Origin of the sequence: Pectobacterium punjabense (genome assembly GCF_012427845.1) — a bacterium.
Taxonomy (GTDB): Bacteria; Pseudomonadota; Gammaproteobacteria; order Enterobacterales; family Enterobacteriaceae; genus Pectobacterium; species Pectobacterium punjabense.
In genome coordinates this window covers 3,558,826-3,579,856 of the sequence record NZ_CP038498.1, presented here as the reverse complement: position 1 = coordinate 3,579,856, position 21,031 = coordinate 3,558,826, and the positions used below count along the sequence as shown (strand labels likewise).

Here is a 21,031-nt window from a genome sequence, read left to right as displayed (position 1 = left end):
AGGAAAAAGTTAACTTCACTAGCCATTCACAGTGCACGAAAACTGCCGTACGAGTATCGTCATAACCAATATCAGATAAAAATCCAAATAAATCAATATAATTGGTGTTTTTATTACCAATCAATTGGCTGTAGTGGCACAGTAAATTTGGCCACCTGAACAGAGACAATCCTCTCGCCTCAGCCTAAAACAGGTGGCTTTATGACGAAGAAAATAAAACGGGTCTTTTTCTCCCGAGTTCAGGTTGGAATGCGCTCTGCTTGTTGCGGATAAAGATTACTCATACTACACAGACTCTGTGATAGCCACGCAGTTGTCAGCCTTTATATATTGAGTTATTACAACAATGTTAGACGCCATCAGTATAATGGCGGTCTGATGCCGAAATAATCAGAAAAATATATCGTTCTTACCGTAAGGTTTCGATCGGATTTAATTAGCTGTTACGGTTTGATAATTGTTTTTTAATTCCAAGTTATTTTGTTTTTTATATTATAAATATGCCGAATTTGAACTGTGTGAATGCGGTTTGGACGCGTTTTTTACGTTATTTCCCGCACCTTATATATGTTTTTTCTTATTGGTGTAGGAAGGGGTGTTGTTTTAGGGGTAAATAGAAATTATCTTGGTTTTAGGTTTGTTTGTGATTTTATTTTTAATTATTTATTATTTGATAACCATGATGAATTGTTAGTTGTGTAAATAAAAATACTGAATATGTTATTCAGTATTTTTTTTGTACTTATATGGTTTTTTTATTCTATTGTTTCTACGTCATATCTATGTGGCTAATTTCTTTTGTTAAATTAATGAGGTTATTTTGGATATAATAAACAATGAATTAGTTTCATCGCTAATATTAAGTGAGTTAATTCAATATCGGCGTAGATTCACTCACTCGACGAAACCAATTAGTGAAGAAGAGGCCTTGGTGACTCAGGTTCAATTACCCAGGATTCGTGCTTTCGTGGATAAAAATAGCCGTATTGAACTTATTCTACCTGCGTTCCCGGTAAAATCGCCTAGCCCTTATAAGGTTCTGGGTAGGAAACCGGACATGGCGGAACGCTTGTCTCTGATATTTCTAAATTCATTATGCCAGCGCATTCAGCTTTATTACCCGCCTGGAGCCCATATCCGTATTTGTTCTGATGGGCACGTATTTGGCGATCTGATTGGGACTAGCGACGAAACCATTAATGCCTACCAGCATGAGATTGAAAACTTATTGCATGAATTGGGTGCTATTCATCTTAGTGTGTTTAATCTCAAGGATGTCGAGAACATGGCTGCGCTTACTGCTGATTACGATCACCTTCGCCAGCGACTGGTTGAGGATTATGCTGAATCAGAAGAAGACATTAAATCGCAGCTCATGCAGAGCGAAGAGGGCTTGCAGCTTTACCGTTCAATCACCCGCTTTCTCTATGAAGATAGCCTGCGACCGGACTATACCGGCTCTAATGCGGCGTTACAGAAAGATGCCAAAAAGCGTGCGTGTGGTGTTATTCAACGCAGCTGGGCGTGGGGCAACCTGCTTGCTGAAAATTTCCCAGATGCTATTCGTCTGTCGATTCACCCTCAGCCCTCGGACAGCCTGAAGCTGGGTATTCATATGATGCCAACCAAGGACGATTGGTTGACGCCCTGGCATGGTGTCGCCGCCAATGTTAATGGCCAGTTTGTGCTCATGAAGAATACCGATGCACAGCAGTTGGCGGGTGAAGTCGTGGAGATCCGCGGTACGCCGAGTTATTACGTCGTTAAGCAGCATGATATGGCGTAAGCGTATTTTTCTCGTCTTATCATTCGTCGAAATATCGATAATTATCATCTTATAAAGGAATATACATGATGGAGAATAGCATGAACTATCGCATTGAAACGCTTTCCCCTTTTGGTGCGTTGTTGACGCCTGCTGAAGTAGGGCAGGGCATCGCCACTCTGCCAATCGATACACTACGTGAACTTGCTCGTGAGCATCATCTTCTGGTATTACGCGGTTTTTCCTCTGGCTTTTCCGATCCTGAAACGTTGACCGAGTATGCTGGCCACTGGGGAGAAATCATGATGTGGCCTTTCGGGGCGATATTGGATGTGAAGGAGCATGCGGATACCAAGGATCATATCTTTGATAACAGCTATGTGCCGCTACACTGGGATGGAATGTACAAGCCTACTATCCCCGAATTTCAACTGTTCCACTGCGTTTCCGCGCCGGGGCAGGATCAAGGTGGACGTACCACTTTCGTTGATACCACGCGCTTGTTGGCAGAAACCGATGCACAGTTAGTCGATGAGTGGCGTCGTGTTTCAATTACCTATCGTATTAAAGCCGTTGTGCATTATGGTGGTGAAGTGACTTCCCCATTAATCATTCCTCATCCTAACGGCGTTGGGGAGATTATGCGCTATAACGAACCGCCAACCGAAGGGGAGCGTTTTCTCAACCAGCATGCGCTGGAATACCATAATGTCACACTGGAAGCGCAAAGCGCATTTAGCCAGACGCTACGGCAGCATTTGTACGATCCCCGTTATTATTATGCGCATAAATGGCTACAGGGTGATGTTGTGATAGCCGACAACTTCTCGCTGCTGCATGGACGTGAAGCCTTTACTGCTCACTCGGCTCGTCATCTGCAACGTGTGCACATTCAGGGTACGCCGGTTTGCGTGAATACTTGCATTGATAGCGCGGCATAAGGGAAAACACCATGGCACATATTCTCATGGCGGCGATGGCAACGCCGGGACATGTTTATCCTTTGCTGACCATCGCTCGCTATTTAGTTGAGCAGGGAAACGATGTCACGCTGTTTAGCGGCGCGTTGTTCCGTGAGCAGGCGGAGGCTGCTGGGGTCGGTTTTATCCCTTTTAGTGATGAGATTGATTTCGACTACAGGAAACTTGAGCAGCACTTCCCTCTGCGAGCCACGCTGCCGCCAGGCAACGCGCAGATGGCTTTGGCACTGAAGAATTTCTTTGCTGCACCGATTCCATTGCTAGATCGTCAATTGCGTGATGCGCTGGCAAAGACTCATGCCGACCTGCTCATCGTTGAAAATTGTTTTTATGGTGTTTTGCCGCTGTTGTTTTCTGGCTCGCGGCCACCGGTCATTGCGGTTGGCGTAACGCCACTGTCCTATTCGTCGCGGGATTCTGTTTTCTATGGGCCCCGTATCCCCCCTAAATTGCTGCCGCTCGATCTGAGTCATGAACAACTGGTAGATGAAGAAACGAGGGGGTTCTTGAGCGACGTTCAGCACGTATTTAATGATGTGATGGTGCAGGCGGGAGGAAAGCCGCTTGAGCAGCCTTTTATGGATGCGCTAATTGGTCATTGCGATCGTTTCTTGCAATTATCGACCACTGAACTTGAGTACCAGCGGGATGATTTGCCACAGAGTGTGCGATTTATTGGGCCATTATCCCATCACATCGCAGCAGAGCGTGTTCCGCAATGGTGGGCGCCAGACGACAGCAGGCCGCTTATTATCGTTTCACAAGGAACACTGGCGAATGTCGATCTCCAGCAACTCATCGGGCCAACGCTGCGCGCCCTCGCGGATTTACCCGTCAGGGTACTGGCGACCACTGGGGGACGTTCGGTTGATGCGCTACAAGCCTCATTACCTGAAAATGCCAGAGTGGTCAGTTTCCTTTCCTATGATGACTGGCTGCCAAGAGCATCGATATTTATCACCAATGGTGGATATGGTTCGATTAATTCCGCACTGAAAGATGGTGTTCCATTAATTGTGGCTGGTGTCGGTGAAGATAAACAGGAAAGTGCCGCGCGCGTGGTATTTGCTAAATGCGGGATTAGCTTACAAACCAGTACGCCGAGTGAACAGCAAATTAAGCAGTCTGTTATCGAAATATTGGAGGACCCTGGCTACTTACAGCGCGCAAAATGGATTAAGGCAGATTATGCAAGCCATGATGCATTTGCTCTGATTAACGCTGAAGTCAATGCGCTCGTCAATCAAAGGAGAACGGTATAGCACTAGGCAGGGGATATCTCTGCTCGATGTGTAGGGTAACGATATGTCGTCATCCTTTCATATAACCATTATTTCATGTAACACGTACTGAAATCGGTCACACGTTATGGGGTGGAATAGCGCCCCATAACGCTATTGCGAATCGTATTATTCCTACAGCGCTTTGTTGGTCAACAACGCGACCTTGCTGGCTGTTGATACTCGCTCAAGGTAGGCGTGTACGTTAGGGCCAAATTGTACGCCTTTCACGATCGTGAGCGACAACAATATAGGGAATAGAATAAAGTCGGTGGTGGAAATGGCGCTGGCGTTTGCCAAACGCGGTTCCAACACGTCGAGTTTCTGCTCCACTTCTGCAATCAGCTCTGGTGTTTTTGCTATCAACGCGTCCAGATCGCCGAAGGCTTTTTCTTCACGCAGGATATAGGCATGACGCGCTTCTGGTGTAGAAAGCTCTTTGAAATCCGCTTTCGTGAAGCGAGGAACCGCAAGGTTAAATACCGCGCTGGAAACGGACTTACACCAGGCTTCAATATCGGCATCAACGGGTTGGTCGGCGATTAACGGTGTTTGCTTGCTGTCGACATAGTGGACGATATCCATGCTTTCCGGCATGAAGCTGCCATCTTCTTTCTGAAGAATCGGCACCACTTTGCGGCCGACCATGCGCGTGGGCGTGTCAACGTCGCCTTCCATAATGACGGATTGCTCAACTGGCAGATCTTTCAGACCAAAAATCATTCTGGCTCTGACACAGAATGGGCAGTGTTCGTAAATGAAAAGTTTCATGCATCGCCTCGTAATATTTTGAAAAATTCCGCGAAAATTTGCGCGCCCGGTCATGACAAGTCATGCCACCAGAGTAATACCTCGTAGGGTCGGTGGTAAAGTGAATGTGATTCGCCGTTGCTGAAAGGGCGGTATGATAGTGAGTCCGCGTTACCCAGTCTGGATTGCGGTATGATGCAGTGCCACCCCTTTGCGGAAGAGAGATAATGGATCGCTTGAGCGCGTTGGAAACATTTATCTGCGTTTTTGAAACCGGGTCGTTTTCCGCCGCGTCCCGTAGACTCGGTATTGGTCAGCCAGCGGTTTCTAAAGCGATCATGCAGCTTGAAAAACAATTGGCAACTACGCTGTTGATTCGCTCTACCCGAGGGTTGACGCCAACAGAAGCCGGACAGCATTTTTATGAGCAAGTCTCTCCCGCGTTAACGATGCTGGGAGAGGCTCAAGAGCGTGTGGTTAGCGGGAATGCCGCGCTGTCTGGTCGGTTGCGCATCTGCGCGCCAGTCACCTTTGCCAGACTGCATATTATGCCGCGACTCCATGAGTTTATGGCCGAACATCCGCAGCTCAACGTTGATGTTATTCTCGACGATCGCCCGATCGATCTGATTGCTGAAGGTATTGATGTAGCACTGCGTTTGGGTGAGATGAAGGATTCAAGTTTGATCGCACAGCGGCTGGCCTCGTGTACGATGCACCTGTTAGCGACACCCAACTATTTTTCCGTTCATGGCATACCGGCTTCTCCTCATACACTGGCTGCGTATCCATCTGTCATCTATTTGCAGGGAGAGAAAACCGATCGCTGGATTTTTTCTCAAGATGGAACACAGACCACGGTATTCCCCAATGGGCGTATCCGTGTTTCTGCGGCGGAAGGTGTGCGTGCTGCTGTGCTGTCTGGCGCAGGGTTGACGGTTGCATCTGAATGGATGTTTGCACCAGAGCTTGAAAGCGGACAGGTTATTACTGCACTGGACGCATGGACGCTAGGTAAGATGGATCTGTGGGCCGTCTACCCAGGAGGCCGTATGACATCAGCCCGTGCCAGAATCTTTACTGGTTTCGTTCAACGTCTCTTTTCCTAATTCATTCCCATTCGGAATAGCTGATATTCATTCAACCGCTCTACTGGGAATGATCACGGCGTCTTATTCTGCACTCATCGCTTGCCGACATCCGGCGGGAAATACATAAACAGGTATGATGATGAGTACATTATCCAGCGAAGTTGATGTCGGAACACCGTATGCTCCCGGCAAGGTATTGATTTTCTCAATGGCAGCAGCCAGTGGTATTTCTGTTGCCACTATCTACTACAACCAGCCGATGCTGGGCGTGATAGGCGAAAGTTTTACGTCGAGTAGCGCGGTCTCACTCATGCCGACGGTAACGCAATTAGGTTATGCGCTCGGGTTGCTGTTGCTGGTTCCCCTCGGTGATAAGTTTGATCGCCGTCGACTGATTGTCTGGCAATTCTTGATGTTGGCGCTAGCTTCTGCGTTTGTTGCATTGTCGACATCGGCTTTTTCCTTGTTAAGCGCTTCGTTACTGATTGGTTTTGGTGCTACCGCCGCACAGCAGATTGTTCCCGTTGCCGCAGCACTCGCCGATGTGAAGCAGCGTGGCGCGATTGTTGGGACGGTGATGAGCGGGTTGCTAAGTGGAATTTTGCTGAGTCGTACGATTGCGGGTGTGGTGGCGGAAAGTGCGGGCTGGCGTGCGATGTTCTGGCTAAGTGTGCCCCTCGCGTTGGCGGGAGCATGGGCGATGGGGAGAATGCTACCGACTTTGCCATCGAATCAAAGCATTCGCTACAGTGAACTGATGCGTTCGCTGGTGGCACTATGGCGGATTGAGCGTGTATTACGCAAAGCTACGTTGGTTCAGGCATTATTGTTTGCGTCTTTCAGCGCATTTTGGAGCGTACTTGCGCTGTATTTGGGAAGCGGGCATTTTCAGATGGGCGCGGCGGCGGCGGGTCTCTTTGGTGCGATCGGCGTGGCTGGCATTCTTGTCGCACCGCTGGCGGGAAAGTTGGCTGATCGAGTCGGTAGTCGCCCAGTGGTGATCGCAGGTACGTTGTTGACGCTGCTCTCATGGGGGATATTCATCAGCTTCGATTCCCTTATTGGCCTGATTATCGGTGTTGTGCTGCTCGATCTTGGTGTCCAAAGTACGCTAATTGCCAATCAGCATGTGATTTATGGGCTTGGTGAGGCCGTCAGAGGCCGAATTAATACTGTATTCATGGGCGGTATGTTTCTGGGCGGTGCTGTTGGTTCCTCCGTTGCGATAGCGGCCTGGCATCAGGGGGGATGGATGATGGTCGGCGGGATGGCCAGCATATTGACAATGATGGCGCTGCTGATCGCGTTGATGAAGGCGAAAATGCCTAATGGCTATTAGAAGAGTGGGCTGAAATAGCGAGATATTACGGTAAGGGAAAGCCTCACCAATGTTGTTTTACAACCAGTAGATTAACCTTACTTGCTGATGACAATACTATACATTTGGCTTGCTATAGTCCTTCCATCCCTTGTCAGTACCTCACATCTCTGTGAGTGTTGTGTAGTTAACCATCCCTGTCATTAGAATGACCTTACCCGCCTTGTGCGGGTTTTTTTTGCCTGCGATTCAGCCGATTAGATTAACGCTGCGAATACCTAGTTTGTATCTTTTTTGAGCGGGTGATCGGGGGGTATTTTGGTAACGACTCGATTCCTACCTTCATGCTTGGCTTGATAGAGGGCGTCATCCGCAGTTTTCAATATATTATCTATCTGTTCCGTTCCTGGAATAAAACAGGTGACGCCTAATGAAATCGTGATGTTTTCAGGAATCGGCAGTGGCATTCTTTCAACTTTTTTACGCAACCGTTCGGCAATCTCGGCGGCTTGCTTCATGTCAGTATCGGGTAGGAGAGCCAGAAATTCCTCCCCACCCGTACGACAAATCAGATCGGATTCTCGTGAACCTTGTTTTATGTTGTTAGCCAACAGCCTGATAACGTCATCGCCGACATTGTGCCCATAGGTGTCATTGACGCGTTTGAAATGATCAATATCAATCACGATAGCGGCGACCTGATTACTCTTTGACAGAATGAGTTCAACGTTCTCATAGATACCACGGCGATTGAGTAGCCCGGTGAGTGGATCGGTGTGGGCTTGCAAACTCAGCTTGCCGATCCGCTTGTGTAACAACACCGTACCGAAAAGAATGACGCGTTTTAGCTGGTCAACCTCAAAATACCAGGAGGGAACTTTCTTGATTTTTTCAATGACGTCGGGCTCCTCCATTTTACTGGCAGAAACGGCCAGTAAGCGCAAAGGGTTGGCAATAGAGAAGGCAAGTAGGGTAAGCGCAATCAGCGTTAATGCCATTACCGGTGCACCTTCGTATAAAACGGACCGCATGACGTTGTTAAGTGAATCGAGTACATTTTGATAGGGGTGTAAGGTAATGATAACCCAGCCTGATGATGCCACTGTATCAAACCCAGCCAGAGACGGAGTGCCTTGCATATCGGGTATGGCAAGCGCTCCGCTTTTTTTGTTCTGAAAGGCTTCCTTGATTCTCTTGTCGTTGACGGGCTTACCGACCCACTGTTTATCCTGATGGTAGAGAACAATTCCATTTTTATCGATGACATAAACGCTGGAGTAATCGTTGTAGAAATGGGTATTCATGAACTCGTTTAACACGCTTTTGCTTTTTAAATAAATGGTTCCGCCGATGTAGCCAAGGTAATTGCCTTGCTTATCTTTGATGGGGGAGGAAACCAGCACGATGAGATTTCCTGTAACGGAAATATAAGGCTGGCTAATTAACGGTTTTTTTTCCTCTAGCGCTAACTTGCTGGCATCTGAGGTCAGCGTGCTCCCTTTCAGGTTGAGCGATGTTGGGTAAACCGTGTGTATGCGGTTCTGGCGGTCCGCAACGAAAACCGAATTAAAACTTTGGCTCATGCGGAATGTTTGTTCGCTTTTCTCTAACAGCACATCATCGTCGCTAAAACTATCCGCCATCGATATCGCACTGTAGGCCAACTCCTGCTGTGCGGAAGATAAAAAACTTTCTGTGGTGGCCGCTAATTTGGTGGAGTAATTAAGGTTTGAACTAAGTATCTGATCGGTAATGAGCTTTTTTTGTACATTATAAACGGCGATATAAGCATTCGTCAGCGTAACGATCATACTGATAATGGCGAGGGACAAAATGAGTGAACGTAAATTGACTGGGAACCGCTTTCTTATTTTCATGATTGGCCGCCCCTACTTTCCGTTAGGTAAGCAAAAATTAATCGTTCTTATTGTTATATAAAATTTGTTATGTAACACGGGCTGAACATCTCTTACGGCCGTTGAATAAACCCCGCTATTCAAAGTTATAGACGCTAACCGTGCTATTTGGCAACGTGCTGACACCGCTATTATCATTCAGCTTAATGGAGAGAATGCACGATCTCCAGTGTGCCATTAATGATGAACTGTACACCCATGCAAACCAGCAGAAACCCCATCAGCCGTGAAATGGCTTCAATACCGCTTTTCCCAATCAGCCGCATAATCAGGCCAGAGCTTTTCAGACTGAGCCAGACGATCAGGCTGATCAACATAAACGTGAGGACGGGGGCGACGGTAATCACCCATGGCGTAATATCGACGCCGCTTTTGATTTGTGATGCAGAGCTAATGATGAGGGCGATGGTGCCAGGCCCGGCAGTACTAGGCATTGCCAGTGGAACGAAGGCGATGTTGACTTCATTGGCTGAGAAGCTGTCGTTAATTTCTTCTTTTTTGCTTTTGACTTCGGGCGCATGTTCTGGTTTTTGCTGAGGAAAAAGCATGCGAAAGCCGATAAATACCACGATGAGCCCGCCAGCAATGCGTAACCCGGGAATGGAAATACCGAAGGTATTCATCACGATCTGACCCGCATAGTACGCGACAGTCATGATGATGAAGACATACAGCGAGGCCTGAAAGATCTGACGATTGCGTTCCCCTTGGCTCATGTTGCCGGACATCGCCAAAAATACCGCTACCGTCGTCAGTGGGTTCGCGAGTGGCAGGATTAACACCAGACCAAGACCAATGGTTTGAATCAATTCCAGCATTCTACGTTCCTCTTTATTGGGGCGCTTTTGTCAGTTCAGGAAAATGGTCAATGATGAGCTGTCGCGGTGGTGCGCTATGCCAACTCACCTTCCGCTAATTTTTTAAAACGATAGAGTGTTTTAGTCAGCATATCGCGAGAAAACATATCAAACATTTGGCCGATCTTTTTTCCGATCAAGCCTCCTGGTGGATTGTAGCGAATAGTCAGCGTCACGGTTGTTCCCGCTTCTGACGACGCTGGCCGAAAAGAAAGCCGGCCTTCATTAGGAACACGCGCGCCTTCTAGTGAACGCCAGTGGATATATTCCCCCGGTTTTTCGTCAATAATACGAGCCTGCCACTCAATGAGTGCACCAATCGGTGTGTTAATTCGCCAGTTAGAGTCGGTATGGTTCAGTATCTCAATACTCGCGAAGTGGCCCATGAGGATCGGCAACGTTTCCGGTTTGCGCCAAAGATCAAACAAGCATTCTTCCGGCCGATTGATCGTGATACTACCGCTGATTTCATTGGCATAGCTGCCATTTTTCACTGCCATTCGTCTTAAGAAAGAGGGAAACACCCGTCATCCTCCCTAATGGATTGTTACCCCTTTATGGGCATATGAACACCATTCTGACTGATATCGACCAGCGAAGCAAAGTTGGAGGAGGTTGGCAGTATGTTGGTACAGGCTATCACAGCAATAGCCTAAATTTTTACGCGCCTAATGTTACGTTAATGTTCATTCAGTACTGTAAGTATCAGACAGAAGCCGAATGAAGTGCCGCAAAACACCAGGGTTTTTATATAACGATAATAGCTATACCCCGCCCACTATGATTAGTGGGCTTTTTTTTATTTTTACCTCCCTGTTTATATATTTTATTTTTATATTATTTGATATTTGTCAATTTATTATTAATGAGATTGTACCTATTAAGGTGTAATGGAATTTTGTCCATGTTTTCTGTCCTGTGAATAATGTATTGATTGCCGTGATTTACTTTATAAGTTCGTCGTGTTACGTTTATAATCAGCTTTCTCGCTGGTGAGTAATAAATATGAATAATCCTTTTGTTGCCAAGTGGAGCCGTAATGGCAACCTGCTTTGCCATGGCCATTGGTTAATCTCTTATAAAGAAAAAGATTTTTCGCTACCGGAAAAATATAAAGAAAATCATATGGGAACCATGGGGATCTATTCTATTATTGATCCTGATGATGAAACTTATCGTGACGGATTAGATGAGGATGATTGGATTCTGGGAAATATAGACTGGCTTGCCGATAGCTTTGAAGATAATAATGTTCCTATCGAGGAGTGTTATTTTAGATATTTTTTTCAGGCCATAAATAAGCAGGACTGGCGATGCACCAGTTGTGCGGGTTGTATGTAAATGATGCTATCATCATTAATTACGCCACCTTCTTGACCTGCCGACCGATGAATGATTAAGGTCAGGCTGTTTTCTGCATAATTATCCGATTTATTTCTATTCAATTTTCCTCGGTTTCTCTCATTCTTCATCCCTATTTCATCTTCTTTGCTAAGCGCGTCGCATACTGTGCAGCGAGGCGTCTTTTTTGGGGAAAAGTGTTACCCTGACCAAACTATCCTTGATTACTATGAGGCGACAATGACAGAAGCAGACATTCTGCGGTTAAGTGCTTTGGTGGGGGAAAAACTGAAAGCCCGCGGTGCCACATTGACATGTGCAGAATCTTGCACTGGAGGCTGGCTGGCTAAGTCTATTACCGATGTAGCAGGGAGCTCTGGCTGGTTTGACTATGGTTTTGTGACATATAGCAATCTGGCGAAACAGCGTCTGGTGAATGTGAGTGCAGAGACATTGGAGCGATATGGTGCTGTGAGTGAATACGTGGTCAATGAGATGGCCGCCGGAGCGTTGCAGGCCGCCAGTGCAGATTTTGCCATATCAGTAAGTGGCGTCGCTGGGCCAGACGGGGGGACTGAAGAGAAACCTGTCGGTACAGTGTGGTTCGGCTTCACCGACAAGCAGGGCGGGGGATTTGCCCAAAAAATGCGATTTAGCGGAGACCGAAATGCGGTACGTCTGCAATCAGTCCATTTTGCGCTGCAAACGCTGCTCGACGCATTTCTGAAAAAATAACCTTGATGCTGTATACGCATACAGTATAATGTCAGTAATTATTCGGCAATTCATGATTAAGCAGCCGCGTAGAGACAGCAGCTTTACGCCGCATGACAGGAGCAGAAATGGCTATTGATGAGAACAAACAAAAGGCACTTGCGGCAGCACTGGGCCAAATCGAAAAGCAATTTGGTAAAGGTTCTATCATGCGGTTGGGCGAGGATCGCTCAATGGATGTTGAAACTATTTCTACAGGCTCTTTGTCCCTTGATATTGCTCTGGGTGCCGGCGGTTTACCTATGGGGCGCATCGTTGAGATCTATGGCCCAGAATCTTCCGGTAAAACCACGCTGACTCTACAGGTGATCGCTGCTGCTCAGCGCGAAGGTAAAACCTGTGCGTTCATCGATGCTGAACATGCGTTGGACCCCATTTATGCGAAAAAGCTGGGCGTAGATATTGATAACCTGCTGTGTTCTCAGCCGGATACCGGCGAGCAGGCGTTGGAGATTTGTGATGCACTCACGCGTTCTGGCGCTGTTGACGTTATCATTGTCGACTCTGTCGCTGCACTGACGCCGAAAGCTGAAATTGAAGGTGAAATCGGTGACTCTCATATGGGCCTTGCGGCACGTATGATGAGCCAAGCTATGCGTAAGCTGGCGGGTAACCTGAAGCAAGCCAATACGCTGCTGATCTTCATCAACCAGATCCGTATGAAAATTGGCGTGATGTTTGGTAACCCTGAAACCACCACTGGCGGTAATGCCCTGAAATTTTACGCTTCTGTTCGTTTAGATATTCGTCGTACTGGCGCTATCAAGGAAGGTGAAGAAGTTGTCGGCAGCGAAACGCGTGTTAAAGTTGTGAAGAATAAAGTCGCGGCGCCGTTTAAGCAGGCTGAGTTCCAAATTTTGTACGGCGAAGGCATCAATATCCACGGCGAGCTGGTTGATCTGGGTGTGAAACACAAACTGATCGAAAAAGCCGGTGCTTGGTATAGCTATAACGGCGACAAGATCGGCCAGGGTAAAGCGAATGCCTGTAATTTCCTGAAAGAAAATCCTGCGATTGCTGCTGAGCTGGATAAAAAATTGCGTGAAATGCTGCTGCATAAAGGCAATGAGCTAACGCCCGCGGCAGCAGGTAATAGCCATGACGAAGATGAATTCGCAGGCGAAGGCAACGAAGAATTTTAATGGTGGTTGAATTACCCGTGATAGAGCATGTCAGCGGATCGATGGATGAATAAACCGTTACGCTATGCGATGAATGTGCTTTCTGTTCGCGATTATAGTGAAGTTGAAATACGCCGCAAATGTGCGGCGTATTTATATAAGTCAGAAAGCGTAGAGGGTGAAGTCGACGGAGCCACAGCCCAAGCTGCGGCAGAAGATGTGGAAGCGGCTATTGCTTATTGCAAGGAGCATGGTTGGCTGGATGATGCGCGCTATGCTCGCCGCTATATCAGCAGCCGGAGTCGCAAAGGCTATGGTGTCCAGCGGATTAAAATGGAGTTGAGCCAGAAAGGAATCGATAAAACACTATTAGCCACGGCGTTGAACGAGAGTGATATTGACTGGTGTGCGCTTGCTAAATCGGTTGTGGAACGGAAATTCGGGCATCCTCTGTCCGATGAATGGAAAGACAAAGTCAAACATCAGCGATATCTGCTCTATCGTGGCTTTTTTCATGAAGAAATCCAGTCAATCTATACGAATTTTTCAGATTGAACGCACACGGGATTTTACTTCCCATCGAAGAAAATTTATCTTATTCCCACTTTTTTGTTCGTGAGTTGCTCGGTAACGTCAGCATGCTGGACTAACCTTGCCCGCGATCTGTTCTTCTAGCTTGATTCCAGGACAATTATGAGCAAGAGCACCGCTGAGATCCGTCAAGCGTTTCTCGATTTTTTCCACAGTAAGGGACACCAGGTTGTTGATAGCAGCTCTCTGGTGCCGAACAACGATCCGACATTGTTATTCACCAATGCGGGTATGAACCAGTTTAAAGATGTGTTCCTCGGGCTGGATAAACGTAACTATGTCCGAGCGACGACCTCGCAGCGCTGCGTACGTGCCGGTGGTAAACATAATGACCTGGAAAACGTAGGTTATACCGCACGCCACCACACCTTTTTTGAAATGCTGGGTAACTTCAGCTTCGGTGATTACTTCAAGCATGATGCGATTCGCTATGCGTGGGAATTGCTGACGTCTCCCCAGTGGTTCAATCTGCCAAAAGAAAAATTGTGGGTAACGGTATACGCAACGGATGATGAAGCTTACGACATTTGGGCTGATGAAGTTGGTGTGCCGCGCGAAAGAATTATTCGTATTGGTGATAACAAAGGTGGACCTTACGCCTCTGATAACTTCTGGCAGATGGGCGAAACGGGGCCGTGTGGTCCATGCACCGAAATTTTCTTCGATCACGGAGAGCACATCGCGGGTGGCCCGCCGGGAAGCCCTGATGAGGATGGCGATCGCTATATCGAAATTTGGAATCTGGTGTTCATGCAGTTCAACCGCCAGGTTGACGGCACTATGCTGCCACTGCCGAAGCCTTCCGTCGATACCGGTATGGGCTTAGAGCGTGTTTCTGCGGTATTGCAACATGTCAATTCAAACTATGACATTGATCTGTTCAAGACGCTGATTGATGCGGTAGCGAAAGCTGTTGGTACAACCGATTTAACCAATAAATCGTTGCGTGTTATCGCCGACCATATCCGCTCTTGTGCGTTCCTGATTGCCGATGGCGTGATGCCGTCTAATGAAAATCGTGGCTATGTCCTGCGTCGTATTATTCGTCGTGCCGCGCGTCACGGTAATATGCTGGGCGCGACGGATGCCTTCTTTTATAAACTGGTTGCGCCACTGATTGAAGTCATGGGGCCCGCCGCTGCCGAATTGAAAAAGCAGCAATCGGTGGTTGAGCAAGCGCTGAAGATGGAAGAAGAGCAGTTTGCCCGCACGTTAGAACGTGGGTTGTCTCTGTTAGATGAGGAAATTAAAAACCTGAAAGGGGATACCCTGGATGGTGAAACTGTCTTCCGCCTGTATGACACTTATGGTTTCCCTGTCGACCTCACTGCGGATGTTTGCCGCGAGCGTGGATTAAAAGTTGACGAGGAAGGTTTTGAATCTGCGATGACGGCTCAGCGTCAGCGTGCTCGCGAGGCCAGCGGATTTGGTGTGGATTACAACAGCCTCATCCGAGTGGATGAAAACACGCCATTCTGCGGCTATGAAAAAACACAGCAGCAAGCGAAGGTGATTGCGCTTTATCACAACGGAAACGCGGTCGATCAGATTGCGGCAGGTGATGAAGCAGTCGTGATTCTGAACGAGACGCCATTCTATGGTGAATCCGGCGGTCAGGTTGGCGACCAGGGTGAATTGAAAAATGCGGGCGTCAGCTTTGCCGTTCAGGATACGCAGAAATACGGTCAGGCAATCGGTCATGTCGGTAAACTGACTCAGGGTACACTGCGTGTTAACGATAGTGTCGATGCAAACGTTGATAGCCAACGCCGCGAGCGCATTCGTCTGAACCACTCTGCAACGCACCTGCTGCATGCCGCGCTCCGTCAGGTCTTGGGCGATCATGTCGCACAGAAAGGTTCTCTGGTTAACGATAGCTACCTGCGTTTTGACTTCTCACATACGGAAGCGATGAAACCTGAGCAGATTCGTCAGGTTGAAGATATCGTTAACGCGCAAATCCGCCGTAACCTTACCGTGCAAACGGATGTCATGGCGCTGGATGATGCGAGAGCGAAGGGCGCAATGGCGCTGTTCGGCGAGAAGTACGATGACCATGTCCGTGTTCTGACGATGGGGGATTTCTCCATTGAACTTTGTGGCGGTACGCATGCAAGTCGTACTGGTGATATCGGACTGTTCCAAATCATTTCTGAGTCAGGTACTGCTGCCGGCGTGCGTCGTATTGAAGCGACCACGGGCGAGAATGCGCTGTCCGCGCTGCATCGCCAGAGCGACGTTCTGCAAGACATTGCGCAGTTGCTGAAAGGAGATAGTCACAATCTGACGGATAAGGTACGCTCTGTTCTGGATCGTGCGCGTGCATTGGAGAAAGAGCTTCAGCAGTTGAAAGCTCAGCAAGCCGCGCAGGAAAGCTCGTCCCTGTCCGGTAAAGCAAAAGAGATTAATGGTGTGAAGTTGCTGGTTACGCAACTGGATAACGTCGATCCTAAACTGCTACGCACGATGGTTGATGACCTTAAAAATCAACTCGGGTCTGCTGTTATCGTTCTTGGAACGGCGGCAGAAGGCCGGGTTAGCTTGATTTCTGGTGTGACGAAAGATCTAACTGACCGCGTAAAAGCTGGCGAACTGATAGGGTTTGTTGCCCAACAGGTTGGCGGCAAAGGCGGTGGTCGCCCTGATATGGCTCAGGCTGGTGGTTCAGACGTGTCGGCATTGCCTGACGCGCTAGCCAGCGTTGAGCCTTGGGTTGTTGCTAAGTTATAAGCGATAGATAACGTTTTATTTGCGTTATCCCACAAAAACGCCATAACTTTCTGGTTGTGGCGTTTTTTTCTGCGGAAAAGGATTCATTAAACAGGGGGGAAAGTGTGTTACCTTCAGACATTCTGAGGCGTTATATGCTACGCCCTCTTGTTGTGATAACAAAAGCACAAGCTACTGATATCGACTAAACTAACAAGTAGTAACGAGCCGAAGTGTGATGGGGTGGTTATACCATCGGCTAGGTTTACGTTTTCACAGCACATGATGGATAATGGCGGGGAGACAGAGAGACCCGACTCTTTATAATCTTTCAAGGAGCAAAGAATGCTTATTTTGACTCGTCGAGTTGGCGAAACCCTCATGATCGGCGATGAGGTAACGGTTACCGTATTAGGAGTGAAAGGCAACCAGGTGCGTATTGGTGTTAATGCACCTAAAGAGGTTTCTGTCCACCGTGAAGAGATCTATCAGCGTATTCAGGCCGAAAAATCTCAACCGACGTCATATTGATTGACAATGCGTCTCGTGTTCGCGGGACGCAATTGCCACTTCCCGCTTTTCCCCACACATTTATCGATATAGCTATTTTTATTGCGCGCTTCCTTTGGCAAGGTAACCGCCTGTTTTTCTGTCGATAAAACAGACTTTTTGTTGTGAAAATGCGCGTCTTGGATGCGAATTGTTCAAACGAACGTAAGGTGGGAAAAATTGTTTGACTTATAAGTCTGGGAAAGTAATATGTGCGCCACGCAGTACCGGTGAGCACTAACAAGAAGTTCTTAGTAGCAAACAGGTAATGTAAGGTGAGGTGGCCGAGAGGCTGAAGGCGCTCCCCTGCTAAGGGAGTATGCGGTCAAAAGCTGCATCGAGGGTTCGAATCCCTCCCTCACCGCCATTTAATCTGCATCCGTAGCTCAGCTGGATAGAGTACTCGGCTACGAACCGAGCGGTCGGAGGTTCGAATCCTCCCGGATGCACCATTAAATACTGCCTTTGCAAGGCAAGCGGTATTAGTGAAAGCAAGTTTTGTCGTAGATGAAGAATTAGTAATGCATCCGTAGCTCAGCTGGATAGAGTACTCGGCTACGAACCGAGCGGTCGGAGGTTCGAATCCTCCCGGATGCACCATTCTTAAGTATCTCGTTTAATTGCTCACCCCCATATTTCTGCACCACACTCTGCATCCGTAGCTCAGCTGGATAGAGTACTCGGCTACGAACCGAGCGGTCGGAGGTTCGAATCCTCCCGGATGCACCATATTTTAATATAGTAAAAATCTTCTCGTTACTCTTATAATCTGCTGTTTTGGTTTGTAAGAACGAGGGAGGAAAACGTTGCTTTAGCAACGGCCCGCAGGGCGAGGCTAAGCCGAGTAATCCTCCCGGATGCACCATATTTTAATATAAATAAATTTTTCTAGTCGCTAACCGAATCGCTTCGTATCAGCGAAGACGTCTCAAGGTTAGTCAGATAATTTTTCTCAGAAACACCATCTTTGTTTTACCATTTACTCTCTTCCGTACTTTTTAGCGCTACAGCGGTACTGTTCTCTGTTTTGCTAATTCATACCGATATTTTTCTAAGCACGACCGTGCATGAATTTTTATCTCTCCTCCCGTCTATATATTGAGATTGAGCCTACGTATAAATGAGGGCTATCTTACCACTATGGTAGTAATAACCTGTTTTTTATAAGGTTATTGAGTAAGCGACAACGTTTTCACTTTACGATAAAGTAAGCTCTCTTTTCAGTGAGCATGGAGTCATGATGTACGATCGCTATCAAGGGCTGATCTTTGATATGGATGGCACCCTACTCAATACAGAGCCTACACACCATAAAGCGTGGGATCTGGTGCTTGCCCGGTATGGTATGAATTATGATGCCAGTGCCATGACAGCATTGAACGGCTCGCCTACCTGGCGTATTGCGCAGCGTATTATTGACAGCCACCAGGCGGATATTGATGCCCACCAACTCGCAGCGGAAAAAACCGCTGTTGTTGAGGAAATGCTACTGGATACTGTACAGCCGCTACCGTTAATTGATGTTGTTAAACATTATCGCGGACGGCGCCCTATGGCAGTTGGTACGGGTAGCACGCATGGAATGGCTGATAGACTGCTAACCCATTTGGGGCTGCATAATTATTTTGATGCGATCGTCGGTGCAGATGATGTCACACAGCATAAGCCTTTTCCCGATACTTTTCTGCGTTGCGCCGCGTTGATTTCTGTCGCACCGGAACACTGTATCGTGTTTGAAGACGCTGATTACGGTATTGAAGCGGCTAAGCGGGCCAATATGGCTGTGGTTGACGTCCGTACACTGTGAGTGAGTTCTGGGCCGTTTTTTCTCTTTTCTGGAGTAGCTTGCTCAGTGCAACACTGTTGCCCGGCAGTTCGGAAGTACTGCTGGTGACATTATTGTTGGCTGACAGCGCAAAACCTTATCTGCTGATCATTGTGGCAACGGTAGGAAATACGCTGGGCGGATTAACAAATATTTTTATAGGGCGCTTACTTCCTCAGCCAAAACAACAAGCTGGGCATACGATGGCCATGCGCTGGTTACAGCGCTATGGTTGTGCTGCGCTGTTATTTAGCTGGGTGCCGGTAGTAGGCGATTTATTATGCGTGTTAGCGGGTTGGTTACGTATGCCCTGGGTGAAATCGGCGGTTTTTATCGGTATTGGAAAAGCGCTGCGCTATATCGTATTGACAGGTATAACGTTACAGGGGATGGCGTGGTGGTCTTAGCCAGATTGCAATGTGAGCTGGTGAGCGCTACTGAGTTTCAATTATGCTTACAACAATTACATTTTAACAACGGGAGGTCGATTTGATCCCGGACATTTCAGAAGCACTTTCTTGGCTGGAAAAACACCCACTGGCAGTGAAGGGTATTCAGCGTGGAATTGAACGCGAAACGTTGCGCGTAACAGAAAACGGACATCTTGCTACGACAGGGCACCCTGAAATATTGGGCTCGGCGTTGGCACACCCGTGGATTACGACAGATTTTGCTGAAGCGCTGTTGGAGTTTATTACCCCAGTCGACAAAGACGTCGATCATCTGCTGACGTTTTTGCGCGATATTCATCGTCATGTTTCCCGTCAGCTAGGCGATGAGCGGATGTGGCCATTGAGCATGCCGTGCTTTATCGACAGCGAGCAAAATATAGAGTTGGCGCAGTATGGCTCTTCAAATGTTGGGCGTTTTAAAACGCTTTATCGCGAAGGGCTGAAAAACCGCTATGGTGCATTGATGCAGACCATTTCCGGTGTGCATTATAACTTCTCTCTACCGTTGTCATTCTGGCAGGCGCGAGAAGGTGTCGCTGATGTAGAAAGCGGTAAAAAAGCCATATCAGCGGGATACTTCAGACTCATTCGCAATTATTACCGCTTTGGTTGGGTGATCCCTTACCTGTTTGGTGCTTCTCCTGCGATCTGTTCTTCTTTCCTGAAAGGGAGAGAAACCGCACTGCCGTTTGAGCGTACGGAAAAAGGCATGCTTTACCTGCCTTATGCCACTTCTCTACGGCTCAGTGATTTAGGCTATACCAATAAATCACAGAGCAATCTGGGGATTACATTTAACGATCTGGATACCTATGTCGCGGCGTTAAAACGTGCGATAAAAACGCCATCTGACGAATATGCTCAGGTTGGTATGATGAAGGATGGTCGTTATCTACAATTGAATACGAACGTCTTGCAGATTGAGAACGAGCTCTATGCGCCGATCCGTCCTAAGCGTGTGACGCGTGCGGGTGAAACGCCATCAGATGCCTTGCTGCGTGGCGGAATTGAATACATTGAAGTCCGTTCGCTGGATATCAACCCGTTCTCTCCGACCGGGGTGAGTGAAAGTCAGGTACGTTTCCTGGATTTATTCCTTATCTGGTGTGCGTTAGCGGATGCGCCGGAAATGAGCGCGGACGAACTACTGTGTACACGTAAAAACTGGAACCGAGTGATCCTTGAAGGTCGTAAGCCAGGGCAAACGGTAGGCATGCGGTGTGAAACCATCCAGCAGCCGATTGCTGAGGTGGGAAAATCCCTGTTTGCAGATTTACGTCGTGTTGCGGAAGTGCTGGACGCGGAAAACGATCAACCACACTATCAGCAGGTATGCGATGAGCTGCTTGTGGGGTTTGACGATCCAGAAACGACCTTCTCTGGTCGACTATTAGCGTTGATGAAGCAAGAAGGCAATGGTAGCGTGGGGCTGAATTTAGCGGAAGAATATCGCAAAATGCTCAGCAGCGAACCGCTACAGGTGTTGACGGAAGAACAGTTGGCTGCGGCGAGTGAGAAGTCCTGGCAGCGCCAACGTCAGATTGAGTCTGAAGATACGATGAGTTTTGCCGATTATCTGGCGGCGAATTAAAAAGAAAAGGCCACAGAAACTGTGGCCAAATAAACATCTCTAATAGGGATGATGATAATAAATGCGCGTCTTTCAGTAAGTCAGACCCGCATAAAAAGGAAAAGTTTCCCGGAAACGAGAA

Annotated in this window: 18 protein-coding genes and 4 tRNA genes; 18 read left to right on the top strand and 4 right to left on the bottom strand. The window is 47.7% G+C overall.

Annotation, left to right across the window (positions count from 1 at the left end):
- The first annotated feature begins 820 nt into the window (after nt 1–820).
- The 3 genes from pvcA (at nt 821) to E2566_RS16270 (ending at nt 4,007) form a co-directional block, all read left to right on the top strand.
- The gene (pvcA, locus tag E2566_RS16280) at nt 821–1,786 is read left to right on the top strand and encodes an L-tyrosine isonitrile synthase (protein ID WP_107169139.1); all 966 of its coding nucleotides are present in this window, start codon (nt 821–823) and stop codon (nt 1,784–1,786) included.
- Between the two features lie 68 nt (nt 1,787–1,854).
- Nucleotides 1,855–2,706, top strand: coding sequence for a TauD/TfdA dioxygenase family protein (locus E2566_RS16275; protein WP_233671791.1), 852 nt, complete (start codon nt 1,855–1,857; stop codon nt 2,704–2,706).
- An 11-nt stretch (nt 2,707–2,717) separates the two neighbouring features.
- The gene (locus E2566_RS16270; RefSeq protein WP_107169140.1) at nt 2,718–4,007 is read left to right on the top strand and encodes a glycosyltransferase; all 1,290 of its coding nucleotides are present in this window, start codon (nt 2,718–2,720) and stop codon (nt 4,005–4,007) included.
- Nucleotides 4,008–4,160: 153 nt separating this feature from the next.
- On the opposite strand, the gene grxB is transcribed toward E2566_RS16270, so the two are convergent.
- Nucleotides 4,161–4,796 (bottom strand): glutaredoxin 2, encoded by a 636-nt coding sequence (gene grxB, locus E2566_RS16265; RefSeq protein WP_107169141.1) that lies wholly within the window; start codon nt 4,794–4,796, stop codon nt 4,161–4,163.
- Between the two features lie 206 nt (nt 4,797–5,002).
- Between grxB and E2566_RS16260 the strand changes: the two genes are divergently transcribed.
- Together E2566_RS16260 and E2566_RS16255 are read left to right on the top strand one after the other, a co-directional pair.
- Complete coding sequence (locus tag E2566_RS16260) at nt 5,003–5,884, top strand: LysR family transcriptional regulator (protein WP_107169142.1); 882 nt, start codon at nt 5,003–5,005, stop codon at nt 5,882–5,884.
- 121 nt (nt 5,885–6,005) lie between these two features.
- The gene (locus E2566_RS16255) at nt 6,006–7,205 is read left to right on the top strand and encodes an MFS transporter (RefSeq protein WP_420875920.1); all 1,200 of its coding nucleotides are present in this window, start codon (nt 6,006–6,008) and stop codon (nt 7,203–7,205) included.
- A gap of 257 nt (nt 7,206–7,462) precedes the next feature.
- Here E2566_RS16255 and E2566_RS16250 read toward each other — a convergent pair whose 3' ends face one another.
- The 3 genes from E2566_RS16250 to E2566_RS16240 all read right to left on the bottom strand — a co-directional run bounded on the left by E2566_RS16250 (nt 7,463) and on the right by E2566_RS16240 (nt 10,481).
- Entirely contained in the window at nt 7,463–9,061 is a 1,599-nt protein-coding gene (locus tag E2566_RS16250) for a sensor domain-containing diguanylate cyclase (protein WP_107169144.1), read from the bottom strand.
- A gap of 182 nt (nt 9,062–9,243) precedes the next feature.
- Nucleotides 9,244–9,918, bottom strand: coding sequence for a MarC family NAAT transporter (locus tag E2566_RS16245; protein WP_039307942.1), 675 nt, complete (start codon nt 9,916–9,918; stop codon nt 9,244–9,246).
- A 74-nt stretch (nt 9,919–9,992) separates the two neighbouring features.
- Complete coding sequence (locus E2566_RS16240; RefSeq protein ID WP_107169145.1) at nt 9,993–10,481, bottom strand: SRPBCC family protein; 489 nt, start codon at nt 10,479–10,481, stop codon at nt 9,993–9,995.
- A gap of 481 nt (nt 10,482–10,962) precedes the next feature.
- On the opposite strand from E2566_RS16240, the gene E2566_RS16235 reads away from it, so the two are divergent.
- From E2566_RS16235 to gshA, 13 genes are all read left to right on the top strand, one after another.
- Nucleotides 10,963–11,298: a hypothetical protein gene (locus E2566_RS16235; RefSeq protein WP_107169146.1), complete on the top strand. Its 336-nt coding sequence runs from the start codon at nt 10,963–10,965 to the stop codon at nt 11,296–11,298.
- Nucleotides 11,299–11,538: 240 nt separating this feature from the next.
- On the top strand, nt 11,539–12,033 hold the full coding sequence (pncC, locus tag E2566_RS16230; protein ID WP_107169147.1) for a nicotinamide-nucleotide amidase: 495 nt from the start codon (nt 11,539–11,541) through the stop codon (nt 12,031–12,033).
- Nucleotides 12,034–12,140: 107 nt separating this feature from the next.
- On the top strand, nt 12,141–13,214 hold the full coding sequence (gene recA / locus E2566_RS16225; protein ID WP_010285348.1) for a recombinase RecA: 1,074 nt from the start codon (nt 12,141–12,143) through the stop codon (nt 13,212–13,214).
- A gap of 45 nt (nt 13,215–13,259) precedes the next feature.
- Nucleotides 13,260–13,748 carry a recombination regulator RecX gene (gene recX, locus E2566_RS16220; protein WP_107169148.1) on the top strand — a complete coding sequence of 163 codons (489 nt, stop codon included), beginning with the start codon at nt 13,260–13,262 and terminating at the stop codon, nt 13,746–13,748.
- A 138-nt stretch (nt 13,749–13,886) separates the two neighbouring features.
- Nucleotides 13,887–16,514 carry an alanine--tRNA ligase gene (gene alaS, locus E2566_RS16215; RefSeq protein ID WP_107169149.1) on the top strand — a complete coding sequence of 876 codons (2,628 nt, stop codon included), beginning with the start codon at nt 13,887–13,889 and terminating at the stop codon, nt 16,512–16,514.
- Nucleotides 16,515–16,838: 324 nt separating this feature from the next.
- On the top strand, nt 16,839–17,024 hold the full coding sequence (gene csrA, locus E2566_RS16210) for a carbon storage regulator CsrA (protein WP_005972168.1): 186 nt from the start codon (nt 16,839–16,841) through the stop codon (nt 17,022–17,024).
- Nucleotides 17,025–17,316: 292 nt separating this feature from the next.
- Nucleotides 17,317–17,409: transfer RNA gene (locus tag E2566_RS16205), tRNA-Ser, on the top strand.
- Between the two features lie 8 nt (nt 17,410–17,417).
- Nucleotides 17,418–17,494, top strand: a tRNA-Arg gene (locus E2566_RS16200).
- A 71-nt stretch (nt 17,495–17,565) separates the two neighbouring features.
- Nucleotides 17,566–17,642, top strand: a tRNA-Arg gene (locus E2566_RS16195).
- A 52-nt stretch (nt 17,643–17,694) separates the two neighbouring features.
- Nucleotides 17,695–17,771 (top strand) — tRNA-Arg (locus tag E2566_RS16190).
- 511 nt (nt 17,772–18,282) lie between these two features.
- On the top strand, nt 18,283–18,849 hold the full coding sequence (gene yqaB, locus E2566_RS16185; protein WP_107169150.1) for a fructose-1-phosphate/6-phosphogluconate phosphatase: 567 nt from the start codon (nt 18,283–18,285) through the stop codon (nt 18,847–18,849).
- Nucleotides 18,846–19,274, top strand: a complete 429-nt coding sequence (locus tag E2566_RS16180; protein WP_107169151.1) for a YqaA family protein — start codon at nt 18,846–18,848, stop codon at nt 19,272–19,274. The genes yqaB and E2566_RS16180 overlap by 4 nt, the downstream gene beginning before the upstream one ends.
- A gap of 82 nt (nt 19,275–19,356) precedes the next feature.
- Nucleotides 19,357–20,910 carry a glutamate--cysteine ligase gene (gshA, locus tag E2566_RS16175; RefSeq protein ID WP_107169152.1) on the top strand — a complete coding sequence of 518 codons (1,554 nt, stop codon included), beginning with the start codon at nt 19,357–19,359 and terminating at the stop codon, nt 20,908–20,910.
- Nucleotides 20,911–21,031 lie beyond the last annotated feature (121 nt).

Bases quoted from the DNA above. Each gene is read 5' to 3' on its own strand.
- E2566_RS16245 (WP_039307942.1), bottom strand. From the start codon at position 9,918: ATGCTGGAATTGATTCAAACCATTGGTCTTGGTCTGGTGTTAATCCTG.
- pncC (WP_107169147.1), top strand. From the start codon at position 11,539: ATGACAGAAGCAGACATTCTGCGGTTAAGTGCTTTGGTGGGGGAAAAA.
- E2566_RS16275 (WP_233671791.1), top strand. From the start codon at position 1,855: ATGGAGAATAGCATGAACTATCGCATTGAAACGCTTTCCCCTTTTGGT.
- recX (WP_107169148.1), top strand. From the start codon at position 13,260: ATGAATAAACCGTTACGCTATGCGATGAATGTGCTTTCTGTTCGCGAT.
- E2566_RS16255 (WP_420875920.1), top strand. From the start codon at position 6,006: ATGAGTACATTATCCAGCGAAGTTGATGTCGGAACACCGTATGCTCCC.
- alaS (WP_107169149.1), top strand. From the start codon at position 13,887: ATGAGCAAGAGCACCGCTGAGATCCGTCAAGCGTTTCTCGATTTTTTC.
- grxB (WP_107169141.1), bottom strand. From the start codon at position 4,796: ATGAAACTTTTCATTTACGAACACTGCCCATTCTGTGTCAGAGCCAGA.
- csrA (WP_005972168.1), top strand. From the start codon at position 16,839: ATGCTTATTTTGACTCGTCGAGTTGGCGAAACCCTCATGATCGGCGAT.
- E2566_RS16260 (WP_107169142.1), top strand. From the start codon at position 5,003: ATGGATCGCTTGAGCGCGTTGGAAACATTTATCTGCGTTTTTGAAACC.
- E2566_RS16250 (WP_107169144.1), bottom strand. From the start codon at position 9,061: ATGAAAATAAGAAAGCGGTTCCCAGTCAATTTACGTTCACTCATTTTG.
- E2566_RS16270 (WP_107169140.1), top strand. From the start codon at position 2,718: ATGGCACATATTCTCATGGCGGCGATGGCAACGCCGGGACATGTTTAT.
- E2566_RS16235 (WP_107169146.1), top strand. From the start codon at position 10,963: ATGAATAATCCTTTTGTTGCCAAGTGGAGCCGTAATGGCAACCTGCTT.
- recA (WP_010285348.1), top strand. From the start codon at position 12,141: ATGGCTATTGATGAGAACAAACAAAAGGCACTTGCGGCAGCACTGGGC.
- yqaB (WP_107169150.1), top strand. From the start codon at position 18,283: ATGTACGATCGCTATCAAGGGCTGATCTTTGATATGGATGGCACCCTA.